18 protein-coding genes and 3 pseudogenes are annotated in these 23,763 nt (G+C 64.0%); 13 read left to right on the forward strand and 8 right to left on the reverse strand.

Annotated features, from left to right (window positions below):
- Nucleotides 1-9 precede the first annotated feature (9 nt).
- Entirely contained in the window at nucleotides 10-1,263 is a 1,254-nt protein-coding gene (locus tag G9Q80_RS25310; protein WP_088715357.1) for a sarcosine oxidase subunit beta family protein, read from the reverse strand.
- 95 nt (nucleotides 1,264-1,358) lie between these two features.
- On the opposite strand from G9Q80_RS25310, the gene G9Q80_RS25315 reads away from it, so the two are divergent.
- From G9Q80_RS25315 to G9Q80_RS25330, 4 genes are all read left to right on the forward strand, one after another.
- Entirely contained in the window at nucleotides 1,359-2,411 is a 1,053-nt protein-coding gene (locus G9Q80_RS25315; RefSeq protein WP_088669957.1) for a GlxA family transcriptional regulator, read from the forward strand.
- Nucleotides 2,412-2,588: 177 nt separating this feature from the next.
- On the forward strand, nucleotides 2,589-3,830 hold the full coding sequence (locus G9Q80_RS25320; protein ID WP_088715356.1) for an aromatic ring-hydroxylating oxygenase subunit alpha: 1,242 nt from the start codon (nucleotides 2,589-2,591) through the stop codon (nucleotides 3,828-3,830).
- Between the two features lie 4 nt (nucleotides 3,831-3,834).
- On the forward strand, nucleotides 3,835-4,920 hold the full coding sequence (locus G9Q80_RS25325) for an FAD-binding oxidoreductase (RefSeq protein ID WP_088669959.1): 1,086 nt from the start codon (nucleotides 3,835-3,837) through the stop codon (nucleotides 4,918-4,920).
- A 119-nt stretch (nucleotides 4,921-5,039) separates the two neighbouring features.
- Complete coding sequence (locus G9Q80_RS25330) at nucleotides 5,040-6,191, forward strand: trimethylamine methyltransferase family protein (RefSeq protein WP_416045627.1); 1,152 nt, start codon at nucleotides 5,040-5,042, stop codon at nucleotides 6,189-6,191.
- 15 nt (nucleotides 6,192-6,206) lie between these two features.
- On the opposite strand, the gene G9Q80_RS28355 is transcribed toward G9Q80_RS25330, so the two are convergent.
- From G9Q80_RS28355 to G9Q80_RS25355, 5 genes and pseudogenes are all read right to left on the reverse strand, one after another.
- A complete protein-coding gene (locus G9Q80_RS28355) occupies nucleotides 6,207-6,542 on the reverse strand; it encodes an FAD-binding oxidoreductase/lyase (RefSeq protein ID WP_232788217.1) in 336 nt (111 codons plus the stop codon).
- A complete protein-coding gene (locus G9Q80_RS25340; protein ID WP_232788216.1) occupies nucleotides 6,497-7,378 on the reverse strand; it encodes an NAD(P)/FAD-dependent oxidoreductase in 882 nt (293 codons plus the stop codon). The genes G9Q80_RS28355 and G9Q80_RS25340 overlap by 46 nt, the downstream gene beginning before the upstream one ends.
- Nucleotides 7,375-8,861 (reverse strand): annotated as a pseudogene (locus G9Q80_RS25345) (aldehyde dehydrogenase). The gene G9Q80_RS25340 and the pseudogene G9Q80_RS25345 overlap by 4 nt, the downstream one beginning before the upstream one ends.
- Nucleotides 8,858-9,777 (reverse strand): annotated as a pseudogene (locus tag G9Q80_RS25350) (dihydrodipicolinate synthase family protein). The pseudogenes G9Q80_RS25345 and G9Q80_RS25350 overlap by 4 nt, the downstream one beginning before the upstream one ends.
- A 178-nt stretch (nucleotides 9,778-9,955) precedes the next feature.
- Nucleotides 9,956-10,372 (reverse strand): annotated as a pseudogene (locus G9Q80_RS25355) (GntR family transcriptional regulator); the annotation flags it as partial.
- 200 nt (nucleotides 10,373-10,572) lie between these two features.
- Here G9Q80_RS25355 and G9Q80_RS28610 point away from each other — a divergent pair.
- From G9Q80_RS28610 to G9Q80_RS25370, 4 genes are all read left to right on the forward strand, one after another.
- Nucleotides 10,573-11,136: an AraC family transcriptional regulator gene (locus tag G9Q80_RS28610; RefSeq protein ID WP_332835993.1), complete on the forward strand. Its 564-nt coding sequence runs from the start codon at nucleotides 10,573-10,575 to the stop codon at nucleotides 11,134-11,136.
- Nucleotides 11,137-11,673: a helix-turn-helix domain-containing protein gene (locus G9Q80_RS28615; protein ID WP_332835992.1), complete on the forward strand. Its 537-nt coding sequence runs from the start codon at nucleotides 11,137-11,139 to the stop codon at nucleotides 11,671-11,673.
- Between the two features lie 512 nt (nucleotides 11,674-12,185).
- Nucleotides 12,186-13,559: an ammonium transporter family protein gene (locus tag G9Q80_RS25365; RefSeq protein WP_043146944.1), complete on the forward strand. Its 1,374-nt coding sequence runs from the start codon at nucleotides 12,186-12,188 to the stop codon at nucleotides 13,557-13,559.
- A 132-nt stretch (nucleotides 13,560-13,691) separates the two neighbouring features.
- A complete protein-coding gene (locus G9Q80_RS25370; RefSeq protein ID WP_043146979.1) occupies nucleotides 13,692-14,411 on the forward strand; it encodes a FadR/GntR family transcriptional regulator in 720 nt (239 codons plus the stop codon).
- A gap of 22 nt (nucleotides 14,412-14,433) precedes the next feature.
- Here the strand turns inward: G9Q80_RS25370 and G9Q80_RS25375 are convergent, their stop codons facing one another.
- Nucleotides 14,434-15,735 carry an ABC transporter substrate-binding protein gene (locus tag G9Q80_RS25375; protein ID WP_088715355.1) on the reverse strand — a complete coding sequence of 434 codons (1,302 nt, stop codon included), beginning with the start codon at nucleotides 15,733-15,735 and terminating at the stop codon, nucleotides 14,434-14,436.
- 166 nt (nucleotides 15,736-15,901) lie between these two features.
- Here G9Q80_RS25375 and G9Q80_RS25380 point away from each other — a divergent pair, with 166 nt between their 5' ends.
- The 5 genes from G9Q80_RS25380 (at nucleotide 15,902) to G9Q80_RS25400 (ending at nucleotide 22,690) form a co-directional block, all read left to right on the forward strand.
- Nucleotides 15,902-17,251, forward strand: a complete 1,350-nt coding sequence (locus G9Q80_RS25380) for a trimethylamine monooxygenase (RefSeq protein WP_088669961.1) — start codon at nucleotides 15,902-15,904, stop codon at nucleotides 17,249-17,251.
- A gap of 386 nt (nucleotides 17,252-17,637) precedes the next feature.
- Nucleotides 17,638-18,888, forward strand: a complete 1,251-nt coding sequence (locus G9Q80_RS25385; RefSeq protein WP_088715354.1) for a sarcosine oxidase subunit beta family protein — start codon at nucleotides 17,638-17,640, stop codon at nucleotides 18,886-18,888.
- A 13-nt stretch (nucleotides 18,889-18,901) separates the two neighbouring features.
- Nucleotides 18,902-19,189 (forward strand): sarcosine oxidase subunit delta, encoded by a 288-nt coding sequence (locus G9Q80_RS25390; RefSeq protein WP_088715353.1) that lies wholly within the window; start codon nucleotides 18,902-18,904, stop codon nucleotides 19,187-19,189.
- Nucleotides 19,186-22,137: a sarcosine oxidase subunit alpha family protein gene (locus G9Q80_RS25395; protein ID WP_088715352.1), complete on the forward strand. Its 2,952-nt coding sequence runs from the start codon at nucleotides 19,186-19,188 to the stop codon at nucleotides 22,135-22,137. The genes G9Q80_RS25390 and G9Q80_RS25395 overlap by 4 nt, the downstream gene beginning before the upstream one ends.
- The gene (locus G9Q80_RS25400; RefSeq protein WP_088715351.1) at nucleotides 22,130-22,690 is read left to right on the forward strand and encodes a sarcosine oxidase subunit gamma; all 561 of its coding nucleotides are present in this window, start codon (nucleotides 22,130-22,132) and stop codon (nucleotides 22,688-22,690) included. Before G9Q80_RS25395 ends, G9Q80_RS25400 begins: the two co-directional genes overlap by 8 nt.
- A 5-nt stretch (nucleotides 22,691-22,695) precedes the next feature.
- Here G9Q80_RS25400 and G9Q80_RS25405 read toward each other — a convergent pair whose 3' ends face one another.
- On the reverse strand, nucleotides 22,696-23,685 hold the full coding sequence (locus G9Q80_RS25405) for a GlxA family transcriptional regulator (protein ID WP_088669963.1): 990 nt from the start codon (nucleotides 23,683-23,685) through the stop codon (nucleotides 22,696-22,698).
- Nucleotides 23,686-23,763 lie beyond the last annotated feature (78 nt).

Below are 23,763 nucleotides of genomic sequence, written 5' to 3' on the forward strand. Positions count from 1 at the left end.
TCGATATCCTCAGTGAGCCACAGCCGCGGCGGCGGCCTCGTCGATCAGGCGGCCGGTGCGGAACCGTTCCATCGTGAAAGGTGCGTTGATCGGGTGCGGTTCGTTCTTGGCGATGGTCCAGGCAAAGGTATGCGCCGCGCCGGGTGTCGCCTTGAACCCGCCGGTGCCCCAGCCGCAGTTGACATAAAGCCCCTCGACCGGGGTCTTGGAGATGATGGCCGACCGGTCCGGGGTCACGTCCACGATGCCGCCCCATTTCCGCAGCATCCGCATACGGTTGAAGATCGGGAAGACCTCTGTGATCGCGGCCACGGTATGCTCGATCAGCGGCAACCCGCCGCGCTGGCTGTAGGACGTGTACTGGTCGGTGCCAGAGCCGATCACCAGTTCGCCCTTGTCGGACTGGCTGATGTAGGCGTGCACCGCGTTCGACATCACCACGCAGGGGAAGATCGGCTTAACCGGCTCAGAGACCAGCGCCTGCAGCGGATAGCTTTCCAGCGGCAGGCGGACGCCGGCGGTTTCCATCACGACCGAGGTATGGCCTGCGGCAGAGACGGCGACCTTCTTGGCCTTGATGAACCCCTTGGCGGTCTCGACGCCGGCCACGGACCCGTCCGTGTTCCGGCGGATCGCCGTGACCGCGCAGTTCTGGATGATGTCCACGCCGCGCATCGCGGCGCCACGGGCATAACCCCAGGCCACGGCATCGTGCCGCGCGGTCCCGGCGCGCTCCTGTAGCGCACCGCCCATGACGGGGTAACGCGCGTTTGGAGAGATGTTCAGAGGCGGGCAGTAATCCTTGCACTCCTGCGTCGTCAGCCAGCGGTTGTCGACGCCATTCAGGCGGTTGGCATGGATGTGCCGCTTGAAGCTCTGGACGTCATGCACGTTGTGCGCCAGCATCAGCACGCCGCGGCGCGAATACATGATGTTGTAGTTCAGCTCCTGGCTGAGGTTCTCCCACAGGTCGACCGCGTGATCGTAGAGCTTCGCGCTCTCGTCGTAGAGATAGTTCGACCGGATGATGGTGGTGTTGCGGCCGGTGTTGCCGCCGCCCAGCCAGCCCTTGTCGATCACCGCGATATTGGTGATGCCGTGCTGCGTGGCAAGGTAATAGGCGGCACCCAGGCCATGACCGCCCGCGCCGACGATGATCACGTCGTACTCTTTCTTGGGCTGGCTGTCGGGCCATTGCTCGGTCCAGGCCTTGTGGCCGGTCAAGGCGTTCTTCAGCAGGCTGAAGGCACTGAAATGGGTCATGGTCGGCACCTCTGGGGAATACTGCCGCGCAGCCCTACTGGCGTCCGGCGCGACTCGCAGGTATGATTGCGCCATCCAACCCGCAGGTTTGCGCCATGGCCAAACGCACCAGTTCAACACCGCCCGCCCCTGCCCCACGCAAGCGGCTGAGCGTCGCCTTTCTGCTGGCGGACAGCTTTACCCTGTCCGCCTTTGCCAATTTCGTGGACGTTCTGCGGCTGGCCGCAGACGAGGCGGACATGTCGCGGCCCATCCTCTGCGACTGGGCGGTGCTGTCGGACACGATGACCCCGGTTCGGTCCAGTTGCGGCGTGCGCGTCACGCCGGACACCTCGCTGCGCCGGGCGGGCAAGTTCGATTACATCGTCGTGGTCGGCGGCGTGATGGGCGACAAGCCCGCGCTGAGCCGGGCGGAAAGCGCCTTTCTGACGGCGCGCGCCGAGGCCGGAACGCCCGTCGTGGGCCTCTGCACCGGGGTTTTCCTGCTGCACGAGGCCGGGTTGCTGGACGGCTATCGCTGTTGCGTCAGCTGGTTCCACCATCAGGATTTCGTCAACCGTTTCGACTCTGTCCAGCCGGTCTCGGACCAGATCTTTGTCGTCGACCGGGACCGGCTGACCTGTTCCGGCGGGCATGGCTCCGCCCACCTTGCCGCCTTCCTGGTTTCACGCCACGTCGGCCAGTCCGCCGCCATCAAGAGCCTGAACATCATGATGATCGACGAGGCCCTGCGCGGGGACGAGGCCCAGCCGGGCCAGCAAACCGCCCGCACGCCAAGGGACGACCTGGTGAAACGCGCGATCCTGCGCATGCAGCAGAACATCGAGGTGCCGCTGTCGATTGCCGCGCTCGCCCGGCAACTGGGGGTTGGCAGGCGGACACTCGAACGGCGCGTGCTGGCCGACCTGGGACAGCCGCCCTCGAAACTCTACCTGGATATCCGGCTGGACCGCGCCCTGCAGAAACTGCGCAGCACCAATGATCCCGTGGCCGAAATCGGGCTGGCCACCGGGTTCTGCGACGGCACCCACCTGGCGCGCGTGCTGAAGGCCGAACGCGGCTTTGCCCCGGGCGAATACCGCAAGGCCCAGGCCAGCCCGCAAGAGGATCTGCCCGCCGTCGGCATCCTGCTGAATCCAAGAGGCTGAACGCCACCGGTCGCAAATTCGATATGCAGAGTCGCAATTCTCGACGTGGCGGAAACCGCCTCGTGCGATTGCGGCGCAAGAGGCACGGGGGCGGTCCGCCGACTCGCCGACCTTATCGACTTTGCAACGCGACCAATCTCCCGCCACAGGGCGGGCACACAGCAGAAAAGGTGCCGAATGCTGCGCGAATCCGATGTTCTTTCGACGTTGATGCGCCGAAAGCCCGATTATTCCCTCGCACAGGAGTTGTATTGCGATCCGGGCGTGTTCCAGGCCGACATGGACCGCATCTGGTACCGTGAATGGCTCTTTGCGATCCCTTCTTGCGAGATCCCCAAGCCCGGCAACTACATCGTGCATGAGATCGGCGCCTACTCCGTCGTCATCGTGCGCGGCAACGACGGCGAAATCCGCGCCTTCCACAACTCTTGCCGTCATCGCGGGTCTGTCCTGTGCAAGACCAAGAAGGGCACCGGCCCCAAGCTGGTCTGCCCCTATCACCAGTGGACCTACGAACTGGATGGCCGCCTGCTGTGGGCGCGCGACATGGGTCCCGATTTCGACGCCTCGAAACACGGGCTCAAGCAGGTACACTGCCGCAAACTGTCGGGCATGGTCTACATCTGCCTGGCCGATGACGCCCCCGCGATCGACGAGCTGGCCGCAGAAACCGCGCGTTACCTGGCGCCGCACGACCTGGAAAATTCCAAGGTTGCCTATGAAAGCACCATCGTCGAGCTGGGCAACTGGAAGCTGGTCTGGGAAAACAACCGCGAGTGCTATCACTGCTCTGGCAACCATCCCTCGCTCTGCCGCACCTTCCCCGAGGATCCCCGCGCCATCGGCAACGACGAAAGCGGCGAACTGACCGGACTGCAGCAGGAGCACAGCGCGCGCTGTGAGGCGGCGGGTGCCCCCTCGGCCTTCAAGATATCGGGACTGGGCGACTGGCGTTTCGTGCGCACGCCGCTGCTGGACGCCGGCGAAAGCTATACGATGGACGGCAAGGTCGCGGTGACGAAACCCAATTCCAACCTGCCCTTCCGGAACGCCGGCTCGCTGTTGAAATTCAAGTATCCCGCGACCTGGAACCACTTCCTGTCGGATCACGTCCTGCTGTTCCGTGTCACGCCGATCAGCGCAACGGAAACCGAGGTCTGCACCAAGTGGCTGGTCCACAAGGATGCGGTCGAAGGACGGGACTATGACCTCAAGCGCCTGACCGAGGTCTGGATCGCGACCAACGACGAGGACCGCGAAGTTGTCGAGAACAACCAGCGCGGCATTCTCTCGCCCGCCTACCAGCCCGGCCCCTATTCGCCGACCCACGAAAGCGGCAACATCCAGTTCGTCGACTGGTACGCTAACACGATGATCCGTGCGATCACCGGCGGCGTCACCCCGATCGCGGCGGAGTAAGGACATGGGACTGGACATGGACCTCACCGCTTCGGCGGATGACGGCATCTGGACCGACGCCGAGCCGCTGGTCTGCTGCGCGGTCGTGCCAGAGGCACCGAACACCGCGACCTTCAGCTTTGTATCGCCCTCCGGCGCGCAGTTCAGCTATGATCCAGGGCAGTTCCTGACGCTGGAACTGCCCGTTCCGGGCGGCACGGTCTGGAACACCTACACGATCTCGTCTTCGCCCTCGCGGCCGCTGACCATCGCGGTCACGGTCAAGGCGCAGGCGGGCAGTGTCGGCACGCGCTGGATGCTGGACCACCTGCAACCGGGGATGAAGATCAAGGCAATCGGCCCCGCCGGGATCTTCTCGCTGCCCCGCAAGGAGCAGAAAAAATACCTGTTCATCTCGGCCGGGTCCGGCATCACGCCCTCGCTGTCGATGACCACCTACCTCTACGACCGTGGCACCAACATCGACGTCACCTTCGTGCATTGCGCCCACCGTCCGCAGGACATCATCGCACGCCAGCGGCTGGAACAGATGGCCTCGCGCGTGCCCTCGCTCAAGCTGTTCTTCATCGTCGAGGAGGATGATCCCTACCGGGTGTGGACCGGGCTGCGCGGGCGGCTCAACCAGCTGATGATCGGCCTGATCGCGGGCGACTACCTCGACCGCGAAGTCTATTGCTGCGGGCCCGAGCCTTTCATGAATGCCGTGCGCGAAATGCTGATCGCGCTTGGCTACGACATGGACCGCTACCACCAGGAGAGCTTTACCGCCCCGGTCAAGGAAGAAGAGCAGCTGCCCGAGCATGATGACGTCATCCCGGACGAGGAGGCCAGCGCCAGCATCGCCTTCGCCCGTTCCGAGGTCACGGCGGACTGCACCGAGACGGACACCGTTCTGGCCGTCGCCCGCGGCGCCGGGATCGTCATTCCCTCGGGCTGCACCTTTGGCGTTTGCGGCACCTGCAAGGTCAAGAAGACCTCCGGCGAAGTGCACATGGTCCATAACGGCGGAATCTCCGAGGACGATATCGACGACGGTTACATCCTCGCCTGCTGCTCCAAGCCCATCGGCGCCGTCGAACTCGACGTCTGATACGCTCCGGCCCGCCTTGGCGGGCCGGGGTTCTTTGTCGTTGCCGGCACTTCGGAATCCGGCACGCCAGCGGGGGTGTGGCGGCGGCATGATCTTCTCGAGCCAGAGGAGATCCCGCGATGACCGAGACCTTGACCCGCCCGCGCGCCCGTTCCGGCGGACGTTCTGCCCGCCGCAGGCTGCGCAGCACGCGGGACCTGCGGATGCCGCCGGGGCTGACCCAGGGCATTCCGCTTTGCGAGGTGACGGACGGGGCCCAGGTCGAGCGGATCGACGCGGCCTCGATGGACATCCTTGAAAATGTCGGCGTGCTATTTCGCGACCCCGTCGCGCTGGCCGACTGGAAGACGGCGGGTGCCAGGGTCGAGGGCGAGATGGTCTACCCGGACCGTGGGTTGATCCGCGACCTGATCGCCACGATCCCCACCGACTTCACCTACTCGGCGCGCAACCCGGCCGACAATCTCCGCCTTGGCGGGCCGCATTCGATCTTTGTGCCGATGACCGGCGCGCCCTACCTGCGCGACCTGAACGACGTGCGGCGCATCCCCACGCTGGACGACCTGGCCATGTTCCGCAAGCTGGCGCACATGCAGCCCAGCCAGCATTCCTCGGCCCATCACATCGTCGAACCCTGCGACCACCCGATTTCGCAGCGGCACCTGCGCACCACCTATTCTTCGATGAAACACTCGGACAAGACCTTCATGGGCATGACCACCAGCCCGAAGAACGCCGAGGACGTGATGGAGATGTGCGCGATCCTCTTCGGCGAGGACTTCATGGAGCAGAACCCGGCCACCACCGGCAACTGCAACTCGCCGCTGGTCTGGGACGAGACGACGCTGGGCGCCATGCGCGCCTTCTGCCGCCGCAACCAGCCGGTGCTCTGCTCGCCCTTCGTGCTGGGCGGGGCCAACACACCCGCCAGCGTGCCGGCCACGGTCGCGCAGCTGAACGCCGAGGCGCTGAGCGCGCTGGCCTATACCCAGATCATCCGCCGCAGATGCCCTGAACCAGGAGTATTGACGGACAACTCCCCGTCTGGCCCCGCCCTTGCCGGCGGGTCTTTTTTGCACTCCTCGAAATCGACGATCGGCTCGCAGGGATCGTGGAAAATCTCTTTGAACAAGAGAGCCCCGGCGAGGTCATGGAACCCGAAGGTTGCCGCGCTGGTGGCCTTCCTGGCGGCCGGGGAAAGCGGCTTTGTCACGGGGCAGGTCTACACGGTGGACTTAGACCGCATGGCCAAACTGAGCCTGCCGCAATAGCGGCAGGCGCGCGGCTCATTCTTTGCGCGCGCGCCATTCCTTGTAGCGCAGCACCGCATTGGCGCCGATCTTCTGGAAGGGCTGCGGTGGCAGGCGCCTGGGCTGTACCTCGGCGGCAAAATGCCGGGTGTTGTCGCTGTCGACGCCGCAGGCCAATTCCGCCGCACCGATCCCGGTCAGCGTGCCGCGCGCGGTGCCGAGCCCGTTCTGCACGCAGCCCGAGAACAGCCCCTCGTCCAGCCGGCGCATGACCGACACGCTGTTGAGCGTCAGGCAGAGGTGCCCGGCCCAGGAATAGTCCATCGTCATGCCGCGCAGCTGCGGGAAACGGTCGTCGAACTTTCGCTGCATGACCCGGGCGGCCCGCGCCACCTGGCCCGCGCCGATCCGGTGCCCCGGCGCCAACGTGGCGCAGGTCGCGTGACGATCCGGTTGCCGCCCTGGCCGCTGTCGTTGCGGCGCACCGTGGTGCTCATCGGGTCCGAAGGCGTGATGCCCCAGCGGCTCTGCCCGCCGAGGGCTTTCAGGGCCTCGGCGTCCAGTCCCGGCGTCATCACAGCGTAGAGAAAGACCTGCATCAGCCGCCCCTTCTCGAAGCCGAAGCTCTCGAGACGGCCGTTGACGGTCAGGGTCACGCGGCCCGCGCTGACCGCGCCGCCGGGCGTGTCGAGGCGCCAGGCCGCGCCCTCGCGCGTCAATGCCGTGACCGGGCTCTGCTCATAGAGCGTCACGCCTGCGCGTGCCAGACCGGCGGCCAGCCCGCGGATATAGCCCGCGGGCTGCAGCATGACCGTGCCGGGCGTATAGAGCCTCGACCGGTAATATGCGGAGCCGGTGAGTTCCCGCATGTCCTGCGCGTCATGCATCTCGGAGCCTTCGCCCAGCGAGGCAAGGTGGGCGGCATAGCTGCGGTTGTGCGCCTGGGCCGTGTCGCTGGCGGCGCCGTTCACCTTTCCCGCGCGATCAAAGAAGTTCCGGTCGATGCCGTAGTCGTCCATCGCCGCGCCGGCAAAGCCGATCGCCTCCCGGTTCAAGTCGATCATGAAGCCCGAGTTGCGCCCGGCAGAGCCTTCGGCGATGCGCCCCGCCTCCGCCGCGGGCGCGTAGACCGGCGCGGGCCCCAGGTTTGCGTTCCAGGCTGCCAGCCCCGGAAGGGCCGGCAGTCGGGTGACACTGCGTCGGTTCAATTCACCGCCTCGTCCGCATCGTCGGAAAGGTCGATCCAGATGGTCTTGAGCTGGGTGTACTGGTCATGGGCGTGAATGCCGTTGTCACGGCCGCCGAACCCGCTGGACTTGAACCCGCCGAACGGTGTCGTGCTGTCGCCTTCGCCAAAACTGTTGACGGTCACGGTGCCCGCCCGGAGCGCCCGCGCGACGCGGATTGCCCGCTTGACGTTGGCGGTAAAGATCGAGGCGGCCAGGTCGTACTCTGTGTCATTGGCCAGGGCGATCGCCTCGTCGAAGCCATCCACCGTCAGCACCGACAGCACCGGGCCAAAGATCTCTTCCCGGGCCTGGGGCGTATCGGGGGCCACCTCCAGGATGGTCGGCTCGACAAAACCGTTCTCGGCCTTGCCGCCCATCACCACCTTGGGCCCCTTGGACCGGACCTTGTCGAAATGCGCGGCGGATACCAGCGCACCCACCCGGTTCACCGGGTCCAGCGGATCGCCCATCGGCCATTCCCGGGCATGGGCCTTTACCCGTTCCAGTAGGGCCTCCTTGATGCCATTCTGCACGATCAGGCGCGAGGATGCGGAACAGTTCTCGCCCATGTTCCAGAAGGCGCCATTGACCACATGGGCCGCCACCCGGTCCAGGTTCTCGGCATCTTCCAGCACCACGGCCAGGTTCTTGCCGCCCATCTCCAGCGTGACTTCCTTGAGGTTCGACTCTGCCGCGTAGCGCAGGAAGCGCCGCCCCGTCTCGGTCGAGCCGGTAAAGCTGAGCGCATCCACGTCCATGTGACGGCCCAGCGGCTCTCCCACCTCCGGGCCAGAGCCCGGCAGCACTTTGAAGACGCCCGCAGGCACGCCCGCCTCCATCGCCAGTTCGGCGATACGCAGCTCGGTCAGCGAGGTCTCCTCAGCCGGTTTCACGATCACCGAACAGCCCGCCGCCAGCGCCGGGCCGATTTTCCAGGCCAGCATCAGCAGGGAAAGTTCCAGGGCAGCACGAGGCCGACGACCCCCACGGGTTCGCGGACAACCTGCGCGATGTGATCGTCCGAGGCCGTAGAGACCTGGTCGTAGATCTTGTCGATCAGTTCCGCGTGCCAGGTCAGGCAATGGATCGTCTCGGGCACGTCCACGGTCTCGCAGTCGTAGATCGTCTTGCCGCTTTCGAGGCTTTCCATCACCGTCAGTTCACGCGCGTTGCGCTTCATCAGCTTGGCCAGCCAGATCAGCACTTCCTTGCGCTGACCGGGATGCAGGCGCGACCAGCGGCCATCCTCGAAGGCGTCCCGGGCCTTCTGCACGGCAAAACCGACGTCCTCAGCCCCGCAGGCGGCGACCTGCGCCAGAACCGCCCCGGTGGCCGGGTTCACGCTGTCGAAGGTCTTGCCTGATTGCGCGGGCCGAAAGCTGCCGTCGACGAAAGCCTGCACCGGCAGGGTCAGTCCCGCGGCGATGGCCTTGTATTCCCCACGGGTCAACAGATCGCTCATTCTGCTGCCTCCGCCTGGGGTCCGGCCTCGATCTCGGCCACGGTACGTTTGAGGACGCGCACCACCTGTTCCATCTGCCGCCTGTCGTCCTTGTTGAGCGGGCGCAGCGGCGGTCGCGGCGGGCCGGCGCAATGGCCCATCTTCTCGCAGCCGTGCGTCACGCACTGGATGAACTTGCCGCCCTGCTCCAGCACCCGCATCAGGGGCATCTTCGCCGACATGATCCGGCGGCCCTTGTCGAAGTCGCCTTCGACCCGGCAGGCGCGCCAAAGCGCAATATGCTCCCCCGGCAGGAAGTGCGATCCGGCGCAGACCCAGCTAGTCGCGCCCCAGGCAAAGAACTCCAGCGTCTGGTCGTCCATGCCGCAGGACATCTGGATATGCGGCTAGTCCCGCGCCAGCAGGTGCACCCGGTTGATGTCGCCCGAGCTTTCCTTGATCGCGCAGAAGTTGCGGCTGCGGCCCACCCGGTCGAGGAACGCCTCGCCCATGTCGATGCCCATGCGGCCTAGGCAGTTGTACAGCATGATCGGCAGGTCCGCCGCCCGGTCGATGGCCAGCGCATTGAGCGCGTTCTCGCGCTCGGTCGGGACCGAATAGGGCGGCGAGCCGACGAGGAGCGCATCCGCCCCGATCCGGGCGGCGTGTTCCGCCATCGCAACCGAATCCTCCAGCCGGATCGCCACGGTGCCGACAATCAGCGGCACGCGGTCCCCGATCACGTCCCTGGCAAAGCTGGCGATCTCCGGCCGCTCTTCCAGGCTTTGGGCATAGTATTCCCCCGTCGAGCCGCCGTTGATGAGACCATGCACGCCGGAGGCGATCAGGTACTCGATGCTGCCAGCGCCTCCCGGTCGACACTGCCATCCTCGCGATGCGGCTTGATGACAGGCGTATAGATGCCGTCGAACTTCATTTTTCTCGTTTGCGCATCCCGGTGCCCGGCGCGGGGCCAAGCGGGATCTGCATTCCCAAAGGCGTGACAAAGCTCTCGATCTCGGCCCGCGACAGTTCCCAGTGGTCAAGGGCAAGCTGGTCGCGCCCTCGACATCGCCCTGTTCGATCAGCGCGATGAACTGGTCGTGCTGGTCCGCCGCAACGCTGCGCTGCTCGGCCATCGAGCGGGTACCCGGGTTGTAGAAGGACATGCCGATCCGCGTGCGGTCGATCAGCAGACGCCGCAGGCTGGGCCTCAGGAACTCGTTGTCGACCATCTCGCCGATGATGGCGTGAATGCGCTGGTTCATCAGCGCACGCCCGGCGGCATCCCCCTCCCGGATCGCCTTGCGAAACAGCTCCTGCGTGTCTTTCAGCTGCATCACCTGTGCCTCGGTCGCGTTCTCCGCCGGAAGCTGGTGCAGCGCCTCGCGCAGCGGCGTACGCGAAATATAATAGGGCTGCGCAAGCTCTGCCTCGTCGAGGTAGCTGCCGGGCTCGAACACCTGAGTCAGAATTCTGCGCCGCACGTCCTCGACGCGCCGCGCCTTCTTGCTAATCGCCTGCTCGCCCATGCCGTCAACTCCGATCCGTTCCGCTCGGGCGCCTGCGCTGGCCGACACCTTTCGTCGTCCGCCCACCCCAGTAATATATTTTGTCTACAATAAAAATTCATGCAGCCTGACAAGCAGTGGACCATCGTCCGAGCACACGGGGCGTCTGCCGACTCCATGCACCACCCGCCTGCCGACCTAGCGAGAAAGCACCAAGGGGAATGAGACAGGCCCAGCACATCGTCTTCGCCCTGGTTGAAGACTTCACGCATATCGCCTTTGCCTGCGCGGTGCATCCGCTGCGGATCGCGAACCTGATTTCAGCTCAATCTCTGTATCGCTGGTCCTACGCCTCGCTTGACGGGAAATACGCGCGCAGTTCGGACGGAACGCAGATCACGGTGCACCACGGGTTCGACGCCCTGCCCGATAGTGACCGCATCTTCGTATTGTCTGGCATCGGGATGCAGACCCAGGACCACTCGGTCCTGCTGACCTCTCTGCGTCGCAAGGACTGGCTGACCCGGACACGGATTGGCGCGCTTTGCTCCGGCAGTTGGGTGCTGGCCACGGGCGGTTTCCTGAACGGGCGCGATGCCGCGATCCACTGGGACTACCACGACAGGTTGATGGAGGCTTTCCCCGAGGTGAACCTGATGCGCAATGTCTTTGTCGCGGACGGCAAGTACCCCACGGCCTCTGGCGGGACCGCGACGGCGGACCTGATGCTGCACCTGATCGCGGAAGACCACGGCCAGGACCTGTCCGTCGCAGTGGCGGACTAGATGATCTACAACGCCGAGCGTGAGGCGACCACCGCGCAGAAAGTGTCGCTCCAGTCGCGCAGCGGCATGCGCAATTCACATCTTGCCGCCGCCATCACCCGGACGCGCGATCACCTCGACAGTCCGATTGCCCCCATGATCATCGCGCAAGACCTGGGGATCTCGACCCGTCAACTCGAACGGCTCTTCGGGAAGGACCTGAACGCCTCACCGAAAAAGTACTACATGAAGATGCGGCGGGAACGGGCGCGGCACCTGTTGGTTCAGACAGAGATGTCGATCCTCGACGTGGCGCTTGCCTGCGGTTTCGAAATCCCCGGCCATTTTGCAAGGGTCTACCGGACGGCCTTTGGCGTCACACCCATTATGCAGCGCGGGCGGCTGTCCCAGACTGCCCCAAGGCCCTATGGCCATGATTCTCTGGCGGACCGACGAGGATGCAAAGGGCCGCGAAGCGGCCAGCAAACCGGTCGCACAAGCCACGCCGCACAACCAATGGAGGTGGGAAAGCCCGCGTTTCGGGCAGATCGCCCTTGATCCGGGCACCTATGGTGCACCACCCTTGGCCCCTGGCCGGCGGACGTGTTCAAGCCGGCAAATCCCTGATTTCCGGTACATCTTCGGCAACCAGTGGGCCATTCTTCGCTAGACCATGTTGGAGAAAGGAGGGGCTGGCAGCGTTCCGAATGAACCAGCCCCCTCCCCCAATAGACCAATTTTGCGGCAAGCGCCGGCGCTGCTGACAAACTGGGCAAATCCCCGCAAATATCTAAATTGATGACATAAAAACTGAAACCCGCACTCCATGGACCGGCGATTTTTGGCGATGCGCCCACCTTCCGTTAGAAAAATTGTTTCTCTTGGGTGAATGTTTTGTTTGAAAAGTGCCAATTTTCCGTCATCATGACCACAGGTCCATTCGACCGCGAATGTGGTTCAAAATGGTTCCCAGCTCGCTGGCATTGGTCTTCCGTCGTGTTTTTCGGTGTCAGCCAAGTGAGCCGGCCAAGAAAGACCGGAACAAGACAAAGTCCAAGAGGGAAGACGAAATGTCACTCGACGTAAGCGCAATATACGCCGAACAAGTCACACTGAATTCACTGGTCCAGAACGTCCTGTACGCCTCTGGCACCGTGGGGGCGATCCTGGTCGTCGTGGGGCTGTTGCTGATCGACGCGGGCACCGCCCGCCGCAAGAACCTTTTCAACTCGACCATCGAGAAGACCCTGGGGTTCTTCCTGGGGTTCGCCACCTACTACGTCATCGGCTTCGGCTTCTGGGCCGCGCAGTACTACATCATGGTCGACGCCACGCTGATGGACTCCATCAAGGACTGGTGGATCGGCGGTGCCATGACCAACGTGCACGCACATGACGTCGACCCGGCGGTGTTCCCCGGGCTGAACACCTTCCAGATCTTCATCTTCTTCCTGGCGGTCTTCGCGGGGATCATCAACATCCTGCTGCATTTCTCGGTTTCCGAGCGGATGAAGCCGGCGGCCTATTACATCACCTGCGTCGTCGCCACGGTGGTGTCCTCGGCGCTGAGCCTGGCAACCTGGGGGTCGGTCGGTCCGCTGACCAACATGGGCTTCCACGACTTCTTCGGCGTGGGCTTCGTCTACATGTTCCCGGCGGGCATGCTGCTGGTCTTCACTCCGATGCTGGGCAAGCGCCCCGGCATGATGGAGCCGCACCCGCGCGTGTCGGCCTACCTGGCCCCCAGCATCGGCCTCTGTGCCCCCGGCCTGCTGATGATCTTCGCCGGTCTGCCGATGGTCATCCTGTCCTGCATGTTCTTCTTCGATCCCGAAGCCCTGGCGGTCAGCGTGACGATGGCGGAAACCAGCGTCGGCGTGGCCCTGAACAACTACGCCCTGGTCTGGGCGGGTGGCGCCATCACCGGCATGATCCTGGCCTACAAGTCGGGCAACTACGCCTACACCCTGCTGGGTCCGCTTGCAGGCTACGTTGCGGGCGCCTCGGGCTTTGACGTCTACATGCCCTGGCAAGCCTTCATCGTGGGCCTGGTCGCGCCGATCGCCTCCTACATCGTGTACGAGTTCACGCTCAAGCGCGGTATCGACGAGCACAAGCTGTTCCCGCTCTTCATCGGCGCCGGCTCGCTTGGCATGATCTGCGTGGGCATCTTCAAGGCAGGTACACCGCGCGGCGGCTACCTGGGTATCGAGGAAGGCGCCTATGCCTTCCAGCACGGTGAGATCTCGCTGGTCATGCAGCTGGTCGGTATCGTGACTTGCCTGGGCACCGGCGCAGTGACCGCCCTGGTCCTGTCGGTGATCCTCAAGGCCACCGTCGGTCTGCGGATCGACGACGACGACCAGATCGACGGGCTGGACAAGCTCTACTGGGACCTGGAACCGGATGTCGTCACCCACGCGGACAACGTCCCGCGCAGCTGACGCCAAGCCCCCAAGGAAAGGCCCCGGACGTCACGCCGGGGCCTTTTTGCTTTCGACGCAGCTTGTGGCGGGTTGAACCCATGTCCTACCATGCTGCACAAGCACAGCCGGACAGCCCTGACGGACAAGCAGATGCCGAACACCAGAAATGCCGAAGTCGCGCCCGATCACACCATCGGGGAAACCGTGCGCATCGTGGTCGACAAGCTTTTGGTACGGATCCAGTCAGGGGAGTACCCGCCCGACTCGCGCCTGCCCAGCGAACGCGCCCTTGCCGCGGAACTGGGCGTGTCACGCAACACCGTGCGCGAGGCATTGGATGTCCTAGAAAGCCGTGAACTGATCCGCCGCCGGCAGGGCAGCGGCAGCTTTGTCACCTACCAGTCGCACCGCGCAGAGGCACCGATGCCCGGATCCGTCGGCGAACGCACCAGCCCGCTGGACCACCTCATCGTCCGGTCGATCATCGAACCTGAGATGACACGCATGGCGGTGATGAACATGACGCCCAAGGACCTCGACGGGCTGGCCCAGGTCGTGGCCCAGATCGAGACAGTGCGCACTGATCTGAATGAATTTATCCGCTGCGAGGAAGAGTTCTATCGCTCGATCGCACGGGCCACCCGCAACCCCCTGCTGGAGGCCTGCTACGAGCTGACAATCGAGGTTTGCCGTCAAAGCTTCCGGACCGCGCTGATGCGCAAGCACCTCACACCCGGCCGCATTCAAAGCTACCAGGCGCGGTTCAACTCTCTGTTCAATGCAATTGCCACGCGCGACGTCGAGGCCGCTGTCGAGATCACCAAGCTACACCTGGTGGAAGAACAAAAGCTGTTCCTGCACGAGGGTTGACCGTCGCGACGCCCCCGCCCCGTCAGTCGATGATCTCGCGCGCCGTCAGTCCGGTCTGAATTTCGCCCATCTCGACCCGCTGCTGCCAGAGCTGGCCAACCCGGCCCATATGGTCGCGAAGCAGCTCTTCGTGGCGTTCCAGCCAGTCGGGGACGGACAGGAACTCGGCGATCCGGGCCCGGCCTTCGCGCAGACGTACCACCGGCCAGTCCCCGATCAGGGCATTGTTTATGCCGAACATATGTTCGCCCCACCAGCGCGCGGGGCCAAAGGCATGAGTGACCGGCTCCATCTGTTTCATCGTGGTCAGGACAGAGACCGGGTGAACCGAGGCCACCTTTTCCACTGCCGCGTGCCAGATTTCCAGGATGGCAACATATTCCCAACTCACCGCGCTCCAGGTCCCGGGATACCGGTTGTTGTATTCCTTGAAGAAGGCGCTCGGCTTGTTGAAGAAGAACGCCTTGCGCGCCAGTTTCGGGTCGTCGAAATCCGGGAACTGGAACAGCGATCCTTCCATGAAACTCTCGGAGGTCCGGGCCACGATGCGTTCGTAGTTGTCCAGCGTGCAGGACAGGATGCGCCCCTTGAACCCCTTCTCATAGGCGTATTCCGTCATCGCGTGCACCATTGGCGTGTAGCTGGTGCACCAGCACAGGACGTCCGGTTCCGCCTCCAGCATCGGCCCGACGATTTCGGCCACGTCGGTCTGTTCGGGATCGTACTGGATGTCCTTGGCCACTGGCAGGCCCTCGGCCTCGAAGGCTGCGCGATAGGTCGCGGTCGACGGCAGGCCCAGCGCGTCCTTCTGGCTGCACATCGCAATGCGCCGCAGATGCGGTTCGTTCTTGGCCAGCCACTCCACCCCAGTCACGTTGTAGACCGGGTGCACCTCTGACGGCGCGATCAGATAGCGCGTGTCCGGTGACAGGTCGCTGGGCAAAAGGGTCGATGTCAGGACTCGATTTTCCGTCAGGAAGTTGCGCAGCGGGGTGAAGGTATCCCCGCCCAGCATCATCAGCAGCTTGACCTGCTCGCTCAGCACCAGGTGGCGGGCGCCCTCCATCGCCCGTTCAGGCTCGTACCCGCAATCGAAGGGGACGATTCGCAACGGGTACCTGCGGCCGCCGATCAGGATGCCGCCGGCCTTGTTCAACCATTCCGCCCAAAGCCGCACGCCATTGAGCCCCGGCAAGCCCCAGGAACTGACGGGACCGCTCAATGGGGCCAGGAAACCGATGCTGACAGGCTCGTTCATGCCCACCCGGTCGGAGGGAAACATGGATGTCACGGCGATACGGTGAGCGAAGCTGGAGTTGAGCATACCAATTGCTACCACTCAAACCGCCTATCTCAAAACATGATTTTCTTTATCTGACGGGAAATTTGTTGCCTGATGTGAAAAATTATTGACAGGACCCCTGATCAATGGCCAGATTTGGTTCAACCAAAAAGAACCAATTGATGCCTGTCAGACATGGGAGACAGATATGACCAAGAAACGCGTCGCGATCATCGGAGCGGGCCCGTCCGGACTGGCCCAGCTTCGCGCATTCCAGTCCGCCGCGGACAAGGGCGAAGAAATTCCCGAGATCGTTTGCTTTGACAAACAGGACAACTGGGGCGGCCTGTGGAACTACACCTGGCGGACCGGGCTGGACGAAAACGGCGAGCCGGTCCACTGCTCGATGTATCGCTATCTCTGGTCCAACGGCCCCAAGGAAGGTCTTGAATTCGCGGACTATTCCTTTGAGGAACACTTCGGCAAGCAGATCGCGTCCTATCCGCCGCGCGCCGTTCTCTTCGACTATATCGAAGGCCGGGTGAAGAAGGCCGGCGTGCGTGACTGGATCCGCTTCAATTCCGCAGTGCGCTGGGTCAACTACAACGCCGACACCGGCATGTTCACGGTCACGGTCCATGACCACGCCAAGGACCACGTCTACTCCGAGGACTTCGATCACGTGATCTGCGCCTCTGGCCACTTCTCGACCCCGAACGTGCCCTACTACGAGGGTTTCGAATCGTTCAACGGCCGACTGGTCCATGCGCATGACTTCCGCGACGCGCGCGAATTCTCGGGCAAGGACATCCTCGTCGTCGGTTCCTCCTACTCGGCCGAGGACATCGGGTCGCAGTGCTGGAAATATGGCGCCAAGTCGATCACCTCTTGCTATCGCAGCGCGCCGATGGGCTTTAAATGGCCCGACAACTGGGAAGAAAAGCCGGCGATGGAGAAGGTGGACGGCAACACAGTCTACTTCTCGGACGGCACCACGCGCGACGTGGACGCGATCATCCTCTGCACCGGCTACAAGCACTTCTTCAACTTCCTGCCGGACGACCTGCGCCTGAAAACCGCGAACCGCCTGGCCAGCGCGGACCTCTACAAGGGCGTGGTCTATGTCCACAATCCCAAGATGTTCTACCTGGGGATGCAGGACCAGTGGTTCACTTTCAACATGTTCGACGCACAGGCATGGTGGGTGCGTGACGCGATCCTCGGCAAGATCGACCTGTCCAAGGTCTCGAAGGACGAGATGATGGCGGACGTGAAGGAACGCGAGACCCGCGAAGAGGCGGATGACGACGTGAAATACGCGATCCGCTACCAGGCCGACTACATCGAGGAACTGGTGGCCGAAACCGACTATCCCAGCTTCGACATCGACGGTGCCTGCCAGGCTTTCTACGAGTGGAAGAAGCACAAGGCAGAGGACATCATGGGCTTCCGCAACAACCGCTACAAGTCGGTGATGACGGGAACGATGGCGCCCGTGCACCACACGCCCTGGAAAGACGCGCTGGACGACAGCATGGAAGTTTACCTGCGCAACTGATGCGAATGGCCTCCGGGGCTCCGAGCCCCGGACCGACCTGCGGCACGCGGCGTATTTCGCTCCCGTCGCGACCAACCGCAGCCCCTGCGCCGGGATCACAACGGGCCATGCCCTGCGTGCTCCCGGCATTTTCATGTCCGATATACCGCCCACCCCTGTCAGGAACGCCCGCGACACCTCCGCAGGGCGCCGGATGCACATTCCAAAAGCTCTTTTGGCCCAAAATGCACCTTGGGGAAAATTATTTTCCCAACAAGGATTGCGTCTTATGCAACCATCGGCGACAGATTTGATGCCCCATGTCCGATTTGTGCCCATTTTCGTCTGATCGGGGCAGCGACTCCCAGCTAACTATGACGGAAGATGGACCAAAGGAGTCCGAATCTATGCACTACTCAGGGTTCAAGGTCATCAAGGAAGCGCTCACCGGCCATCGCGGCTGGGGTCCGGCCTGGCGCGATGCCACGCCAAAGGCGCAGTATGACTATGTCATCATCGGCGGCGGCGGGCACGGCCTCGCCACGGCATACTATCTGGCCAAGGAGTTCAAGCAGGCCCGTATCGCGGTGCTTGAAAAGGGCTGGATCGGCGGCGGCAACGTAGGCCGGAACACCACGATCATCCGCTCCAATTACCTGCTGGACGGAAACGAGCCCTTCTACGAGTTCTCGCTGAAGCTTTGGGAAGGGCTGGAGCAGGACCTGAACTACAACGCGATGGTCAGCCAGCGCGGCATCCTCAACCTGATCCACTCGGACGCACAGCGCGACGCCTTCATCCGGCGTGGCAATGCAATGATACTGAACGGTGCGGATGCCGAACTGCTGAGCACTGCGCAGATCGTCGAGCGCTACCCCTTCCTGAACGTGAACAACGCGCGGTTTCCGATCAAGGGCGGGCTGGCGCAGCATCGCGGCGGCACGGTGCGCCACGACGCGGTGGCCTGGGGCTATGCCCGCGCCGCCGACCGGCGCGGCGTCGACATCATCCAGAACTGTGAAGTCACCGGCTTCCGGATCGAGAATGGCACCTGCAAGGGTGTCGAGACCTCGCGCGGGTTCATCGGCGCGGGCAAGGTCGCTTCCTGTGTCGCGGGCTCCTCCTCGCGGCTGATGGAGAAGGCCGGAATGCGGCTTCCGATCGAAAGCCACGTCCTGCAGGCCTTCGTGTCCGAAGGTTTGAAACCCCTCCTCCCCGGGGTGATAACCTTCGGCGCCGGCCACTTCTATTGCAGCCAGTCCGACAAGGGCGGGCTTGTCTTCGGCGGCGACCTGGACGGCTACAACTCCTACGCGCAGCGCGGCAACCTGCCGGTGGTCGAGGACGTCTGCGAAGGCGGCATGGCGATCTTCCCCAACCTGGGTCGCGCGCGCCTGCTGCGGATGTGGGGCGGCATCATGGACATGTCGATGGACGGCTCGCCGATCATCGACCGCACCCATATCGACGGGCTCTATTTCAACGGGGGCTGGTGTTACGGCGGCTTCAAGGCCACGCCGGCCTCGGGCTTTGCCTATGCGCATCTGCTGGCCACCGACACCCCGCACAAGACCGCCACAGCCTATCGTTTCGATCGTTTCGCCACGGGCCACATGATCGACGAAAAGGGCATGGGCAACCAGCCCAACCTGCACTGAGCGAGGACCGGACATGCTGATAGACCACCCCATCCTCGGCCCCCGCGACGCTGCCGAGTTCGTCTACAAGGGCGACGCGATGCTCATCCACCGGCCCGACTGGCAGGCCGAGGATGCAGTCGCCCAATTCACCGACTATGGCTACCTGCGCGACAACCCGGCGGGTCTGCACCGCGAGTTGTGGTTCCACGAACAGGGCGACCGGTCCTGGCTGGTCGTGACCCGCGACACCACCACCCATGAAATCACCAAGGTAGAGCTGGCGCGCGATGTCGCGCGGGCCGAGGGGCGCTCCAGATGAGTGACAAGAACCGACTGAACGGCGGCCTGATCGAACGCAACAGGCCCATGTCCTTCACCTTCGACGGCAAGCGCTACGGCGGCTATGCCGGGGATACGCTGGCCTCGGCACTCTTGGCAAATGGCGTGCGCCTGATGGGCCGGTCCTTCAAGTACCACCGCCCGCGCGGCGTCCTGACCGCCGGTTCGGAAGAGCCGAATGCCATCGTCGAGCTTCGCAGCGGCGCCCGGAAAGAGCCGAACACCCGCGCCACCACGGCGGAACTCTTCGACGGGTTGACCGCCAATTCGCAGAACCGCTGGCCGTCGTTGAAGTTTGACGCGATGGCGATCAACGACCGGCTGTCGACCTTCTTTGCCGCCGGGTTCTACTACAAGACCTTCATGTGGCCCGCCGCCTTCTGGGAAAAGCTCTACGAGCCGATGATCCGCCGCGCCGCGGGCCTTGGCACGCTGGCGCATGAACCGGACCCGGACTGCTATGACAAGGGTTTCCTGCATTGTGACGTGTTGATCATCGGCGCGGGTCCTGCCGGCCTCGCCGCCGCGCTGACGGCCGGGGAATCCGGCGCCCGCGTGATCCTCGCCGACGAGGATTTCCTGCTGGGCGGCCGGCTGAACGCGGAAAACGGCCTGCTGGCGGACGAGGACGGCGTGACCTGGGCCGCGCAGACGGTGGCCCGCCTGCAAGCCATGCCCAACGTACGGGTCATGCCGCGCAGCACCGTGATCGGCGCCTTCGATCACGGCATCTATGGCATGGTCGAGCGGGTCAGCGATCACCTGGCGGAACCCGCCGCCGGAAAACCCCGGCAGATCCTGTGGCGCATCTATTCCAAGCGCGCGATCCTCTCTGCCGGGGCCACGGAACGGCCCATCGTCTTTGAAAACAACGACCGGCCCGGCATCATGCTGGCCTCGGCGATGCGCAGCTATGCAAACCGCTGGGCGGCGACACCGGGAAAGGCCGTGGCCGTCTTCACCAATAACGACGACGGGCACCGTACTGCTGCCGACCTGCACGCCAAGGGCGTCAAGGTCACGGTGATCGACACCCGCCCCGACGCCGGAGTGACCCCGGACTACGAGATCCTCTCCGGTGCACAGGTGGTCGACACCAAGGGGCGGCTCGGGCTGAAATCCGTTGACGTGAAGCTGTCGAACGGCGGCACGCGGACGCTTTTTGTCGATGGACTGGGTGTTTCCGGTGGATGGAACCCCAACGTCCACATGACCTGTCACCAGCGCGGACGCCCGCAATGGGACGAGACGCTTTGCGCCTTTGTGCCCGGCGGCACAATGCCGACCGGCCTGATCCCCGCGGGCGCCGCCAATGGGGCCTTCAGCACCCATGCGGCGCTCAGCTCGGGCCAGGACGCGGCGGCCATTGCCCTTGGCGACCTTGGCCTGACCGTCACCCGCCCCGACCTGCCGGGCGCCGAGGACGCGCCGGTGCGCGTCGCCCCGTTCTGGCACGTCAAAGGCGCCAAGCGGGCCTGGGTCGACCAGCAGAACGACGTGACCGCAAAGGACGTGAAACTGGCGCACCAGGAGAACTTTACCTCGGTCGAGCACCTCAAGCGTTACACGACGCTGGGCATGGCCACAGACCAGGGCAAGACCTCGAACATCGCCGGTCTGGCCATCATGGCAGAGGTCGCGGGCAAGCAGATCCCCGAGGTCGGCACCACCATGTTCCGCCCGCCCTACACCCCCACCGCCATCGGCGTGCTGGCCGGTCGGTCGCGGGACAAGGACTTTCGCCCGGTCCGCAAGACCCCCAGCCACTACTGGGCCGAGGAACAGGGCGCCGTCTTTGTCGAGGTCGGCATGTGGCTGCGTGCGCAATGGTTCCCGAAGCCCGGTGAAACCCATTGGCGCGAAAGCGTCGACCGCGAGGTCCTGCAGACCCGGAAATCGGTCGGAGTCTGCGACTGTACCACGCTGGGCAAGATCGACGTCCAGGGCGCCGACGCGGCCGAGTTCCTGAACAAGATCTATGCCAACGGCTTTGCCAAGCTGGCCGTGGGCAAGACCCGATATGGCCTGATGCTGCGCGAAGACGGCATCGCGATGGACGACGGCACCGCCGGTCGCCTGGCCGAGGATCACTTTGTCGTCACGACCACCACGGCCAACGCCGTTCCGGTCTTCCGGCACATGGAATTCGTGCGCCAGTGCCTGTACCCGGACATGGACGTGCAGCTGATCTCGACCACCGAGGCCTGGGCGCAATACGCCGTCGCCGGCCCCAACTCGCGCAAGCTGCTGCAAAAGATCGTCGACCCCGAATTTGACATCTCGAACGAGGGCTTCCCCTTCATGGCCTGTGGCGAGATCACGGTCTGTGGCGGGTTGCGGGCGCGGCTGTTCCGGATCTCTTTCTCAGGCGAACTGGCCTTCGAGATCGCGGTGCCGACCCGCTATGGCGATGCGCTGATGCGCCGCCTGATGAAGGAGGGCAAGGAATTCGACGTGACTCCCTACGGCACCGAGGCGCTGTCCGTCATGCGGATCGAAAAGGGCCACGCTGCGGGCAATGAGCTGAACGGAACCACCTCCGCTTTCAACCTCGGCATGGGCCGCATGGTGTCCAAGAAAAAGGACTCGATTGGGTCGACCCTGTCGGAACGCCCCGGCCTGAACGAGGAGGACGCGCTGAAACTGGTCGGTTTCAAGCCGGTCAACGCGGAACACAAGGTTCCTGCCGGTGCGCACCTGATGACGAAGGGCACGCCCGTCGATGCGGCGCACGACCAGGGCTATATCACGTCGGCCTGCTACTCGCCCAACCTCGGCTGTCACATCGGCATCGGCTACCTGAAATCCGGCGATACACGCCTGGGCGAGGTCGTGCGCCTTGTCAGTCCGCTGACCGGTATCGATCACGACGTCGAAGTCGTCAGCGCCCATTTCGTCGACCCAGAGGGGGAACGTCTCCGTGCATGATCTGAAACCCATCACCCCGCTTGGCGCCGCCGACCCGCGCGTCGACAATATCGGCCCGCTCACCCTGACCGAGATCACTTCGGTCGCCCTGGCCTCGGTCGCCGCGCGGCTGGGGTCCGAGGAGGCGGCACGCAAGACGCTGGGCGAGCTGATCGGGGCCGAGGCCCCTGCCCCGTCACGCCATGCAGGCGACATGTTGACCGCCTTCTGGACAGGCCCGGATCAATGGATGGTCGAGGCGCCCATCAGCACCCACGAGGATCTGGCCCATCGGCTGGTCGCGGCCTTTGGCACCGATGCCAGCGTGACCGAACAGACCGACGCCTGGTGCCGCTTCGACCTGAAGGGAGAAGACCACCCGGCAGTGATGGAACGGCTTTGCGCCGTCGACCTGGCCAACTGGCAAGGCGGCGAGGTCCAGCGCACCACCATCGACCACCTGGGCTGTTTCGTACTTGCGCGCGATGCCCGCACCCTGTCGGTGATCGGCCCGCGCAGTTCTGCCGGATCTCTGCATCATGCGTTGATCACCGCCTGCCGGTCGGTATTCTGAACGGATCAGACCGAGGGCACCGGACGGTTGCCCTCGGTTCTGTAAAGGTTGATCCGCTTGCGATCTTCCTGCGGGCTCAGCCCGTATTCGGCCCGGTAGTGACGGGTGAAATGCTTGGCGCTGGCATAGCCCACCGCCGCCGCTACATCGGCCACCGCATCGTTGGTATACATGACGATCTGCCGGGCCGCCTGCATCCTGAGCCAGCGAAAATAGGTGGTCGGGTTCTGCCCCGTCGCTTGTTTGAAGCTGCGTTCAAGGTGACGGGGCGAAATATCCAGCCTTTCCGCCAGCTCGGCGACCGAGACAGGCGTCGTCATGTCGGCGGCAAAGACCTCGATCGCGCGGGACACGATGGGCGAAAGGTCATCCTGGATGCTGCCGGTCAGATGCACCGGCACCGATTGCTTGACCCCGATCTTGCGCATCATCGGATGCTGGAACCAGCAGGCCACCTCAGTCGCGACATGACCGCCCAATGCCGCGTCGATGAACCCCAGCGCCAGGTCAAAGGCCGCGGCCGCGCCAGAGGCCGTGACGCAACGTCGTGACACCTCAATGACCTCGTCGCTGTGGGGAATCTCCGGAAATTCCGTGGCAAAAGCCGCCTCATAGCACCAATGCACGGACAATCTTTCGCCCGGGACCGCACCACTTCGGACCAGCGGAAAGACCCCCCCGCTGATCGCGCCCAGCGTGCAGCCGTGCCGCCCAAGCCGTCGCAGATGTGCCGCGCTGCGCGGGTCGGCAAACTTGACCGCCGGCGCTGAAAGCAACAGCAGGTAGTCCACCTCATCCACGTCTTCCAGCAATGTCTGCGGCTCAAACGGGATACCCGCGCTGGACTGCACCGCCCGGGGCGCTTCGGCCACCAGTGTCCATTCAAAGGCGGTGGTGCGCGAAATCTCGTTCGCGGCGCGCAGGGGTTCGATCACCGATGTCAGGCAGGCCATCGGGAATCCCGGGAACAGGAGGAAGCCGATCTTCTTCGTCATCAGAACCAATCTCCGACCAATCCGACCAATTTTTAACCACAGGAATATTTTTTTGCAATGGAGTGAATTTTCGCTACA

Source organism: Mameliella sp. LZ-28 (genome assembly GCF_012274245.1).
Classification (GTDB): Bacteria; Pseudomonadota; Alphaproteobacteria; order Rhodobacterales; family Rhodobacteraceae; genus Antarctobacter; species Antarctobacter albus.

What these genes read in the sequence shown, in the direction of transcription:
- G9Q80_RS25310 (WP_088715357.1), bottom strand. Translation starts at nt 1,263, where the DNA reads ATGACCCATTTCAGTGCCTTCAGCCTGCTGAAGAACGCCTTGACCGGC.
- G9Q80_RS25315 (WP_088669957.1), top strand. Translation starts at nt 1,359, where the DNA reads ATGGCCAAACGCACCAGTTCAACACCGCCCGCCCCTGCCCCACGCAAG.
- G9Q80_RS25320 (WP_088715356.1), top strand. Translation starts at nt 2,589, where the DNA reads ATGCTGCGCGAATCCGATGTTCTTTCGACGTTGATGCGCCGAAAGCCC.
- G9Q80_RS25325 (WP_088669959.1), top strand. Translation starts at nt 3,835, where the DNA reads ATGGGACTGGACATGGACCTCACCGCTTCGGCGGATGACGGCATCTGG.
- G9Q80_RS25330 (WP_416045627.1), top strand. Translation starts at nt 5,040, where the DNA reads ATGACCGAGACCTTGACCCGCCCGCGCGCCCGTTCCGGCGGACGTTCT.
- G9Q80_RS28355 (WP_232788217.1), bottom strand. Translation starts at nt 6,542, where the DNA reads ATGCAGCGAAAGTTCGACGACCGTTTCCCGCAGCTGCGCGGCATGACG.
- G9Q80_RS28610 (WP_332835993.1), top strand. Translation starts at nt 10,573, where the DNA reads ATGAGACAGGCCCAGCACATCGTCTTCGCCCTGGTTGAAGACTTCACG.
- G9Q80_RS28615 (WP_332835992.1), top strand. Translation starts at nt 11,137, where the DNA reads ATGATCTACAACGCCGAGCGTGAGGCGACCACCGCGCAGAAAGTGTCG.
- G9Q80_RS25365 (WP_043146944.1), top strand. Translation starts at nt 12,186, where the DNA reads ATGTCACTCGACGTAAGCGCAATATACGCCGAACAAGTCACACTGAAT.
- G9Q80_RS25370 (WP_043146979.1), top strand. Translation starts at nt 13,692, where the DNA reads ATGCCGAACACCAGAAATGCCGAAGTCGCGCCCGATCACACCATCGGG.
- G9Q80_RS25375 (WP_088715355.1), bottom strand. Translation starts at nt 15,735, where the DNA reads ATGCTCAACTCCAGCTTCGCTCACCGTATCGCCGTGACATCCATGTTT.
- G9Q80_RS25380 (WP_088669961.1), top strand. Translation starts at nt 15,902, where the DNA reads ATGACCAAGAAACGCGTCGCGATCATCGGAGCGGGCCCGTCCGGACTG.
- G9Q80_RS25385 (WP_088715354.1), top strand. Translation starts at nt 17,638, where the DNA reads ATGCACTACTCAGGGTTCAAGGTCATCAAGGAAGCGCTCACCGGCCAT.
- G9Q80_RS25390 (WP_088715353.1), top strand. Translation starts at nt 18,902, where the DNA reads ATGCTGATAGACCACCCCATCCTCGGCCCCCGCGACGCTGCCGAGTTC.
- G9Q80_RS25395 (WP_088715352.1), top strand. Translation starts at nt 19,186, where the DNA reads ATGAGTGACAAGAACCGACTGAACGGCGGCCTGATCGAACGCAACAGG.
- G9Q80_RS25405 (WP_088669963.1), bottom strand. Translation starts at nt 23,685, where the DNA reads ATGACGAAGAAGATCGGCTTCCTCCTGTTCCCGGGATTCCCGATGGCC.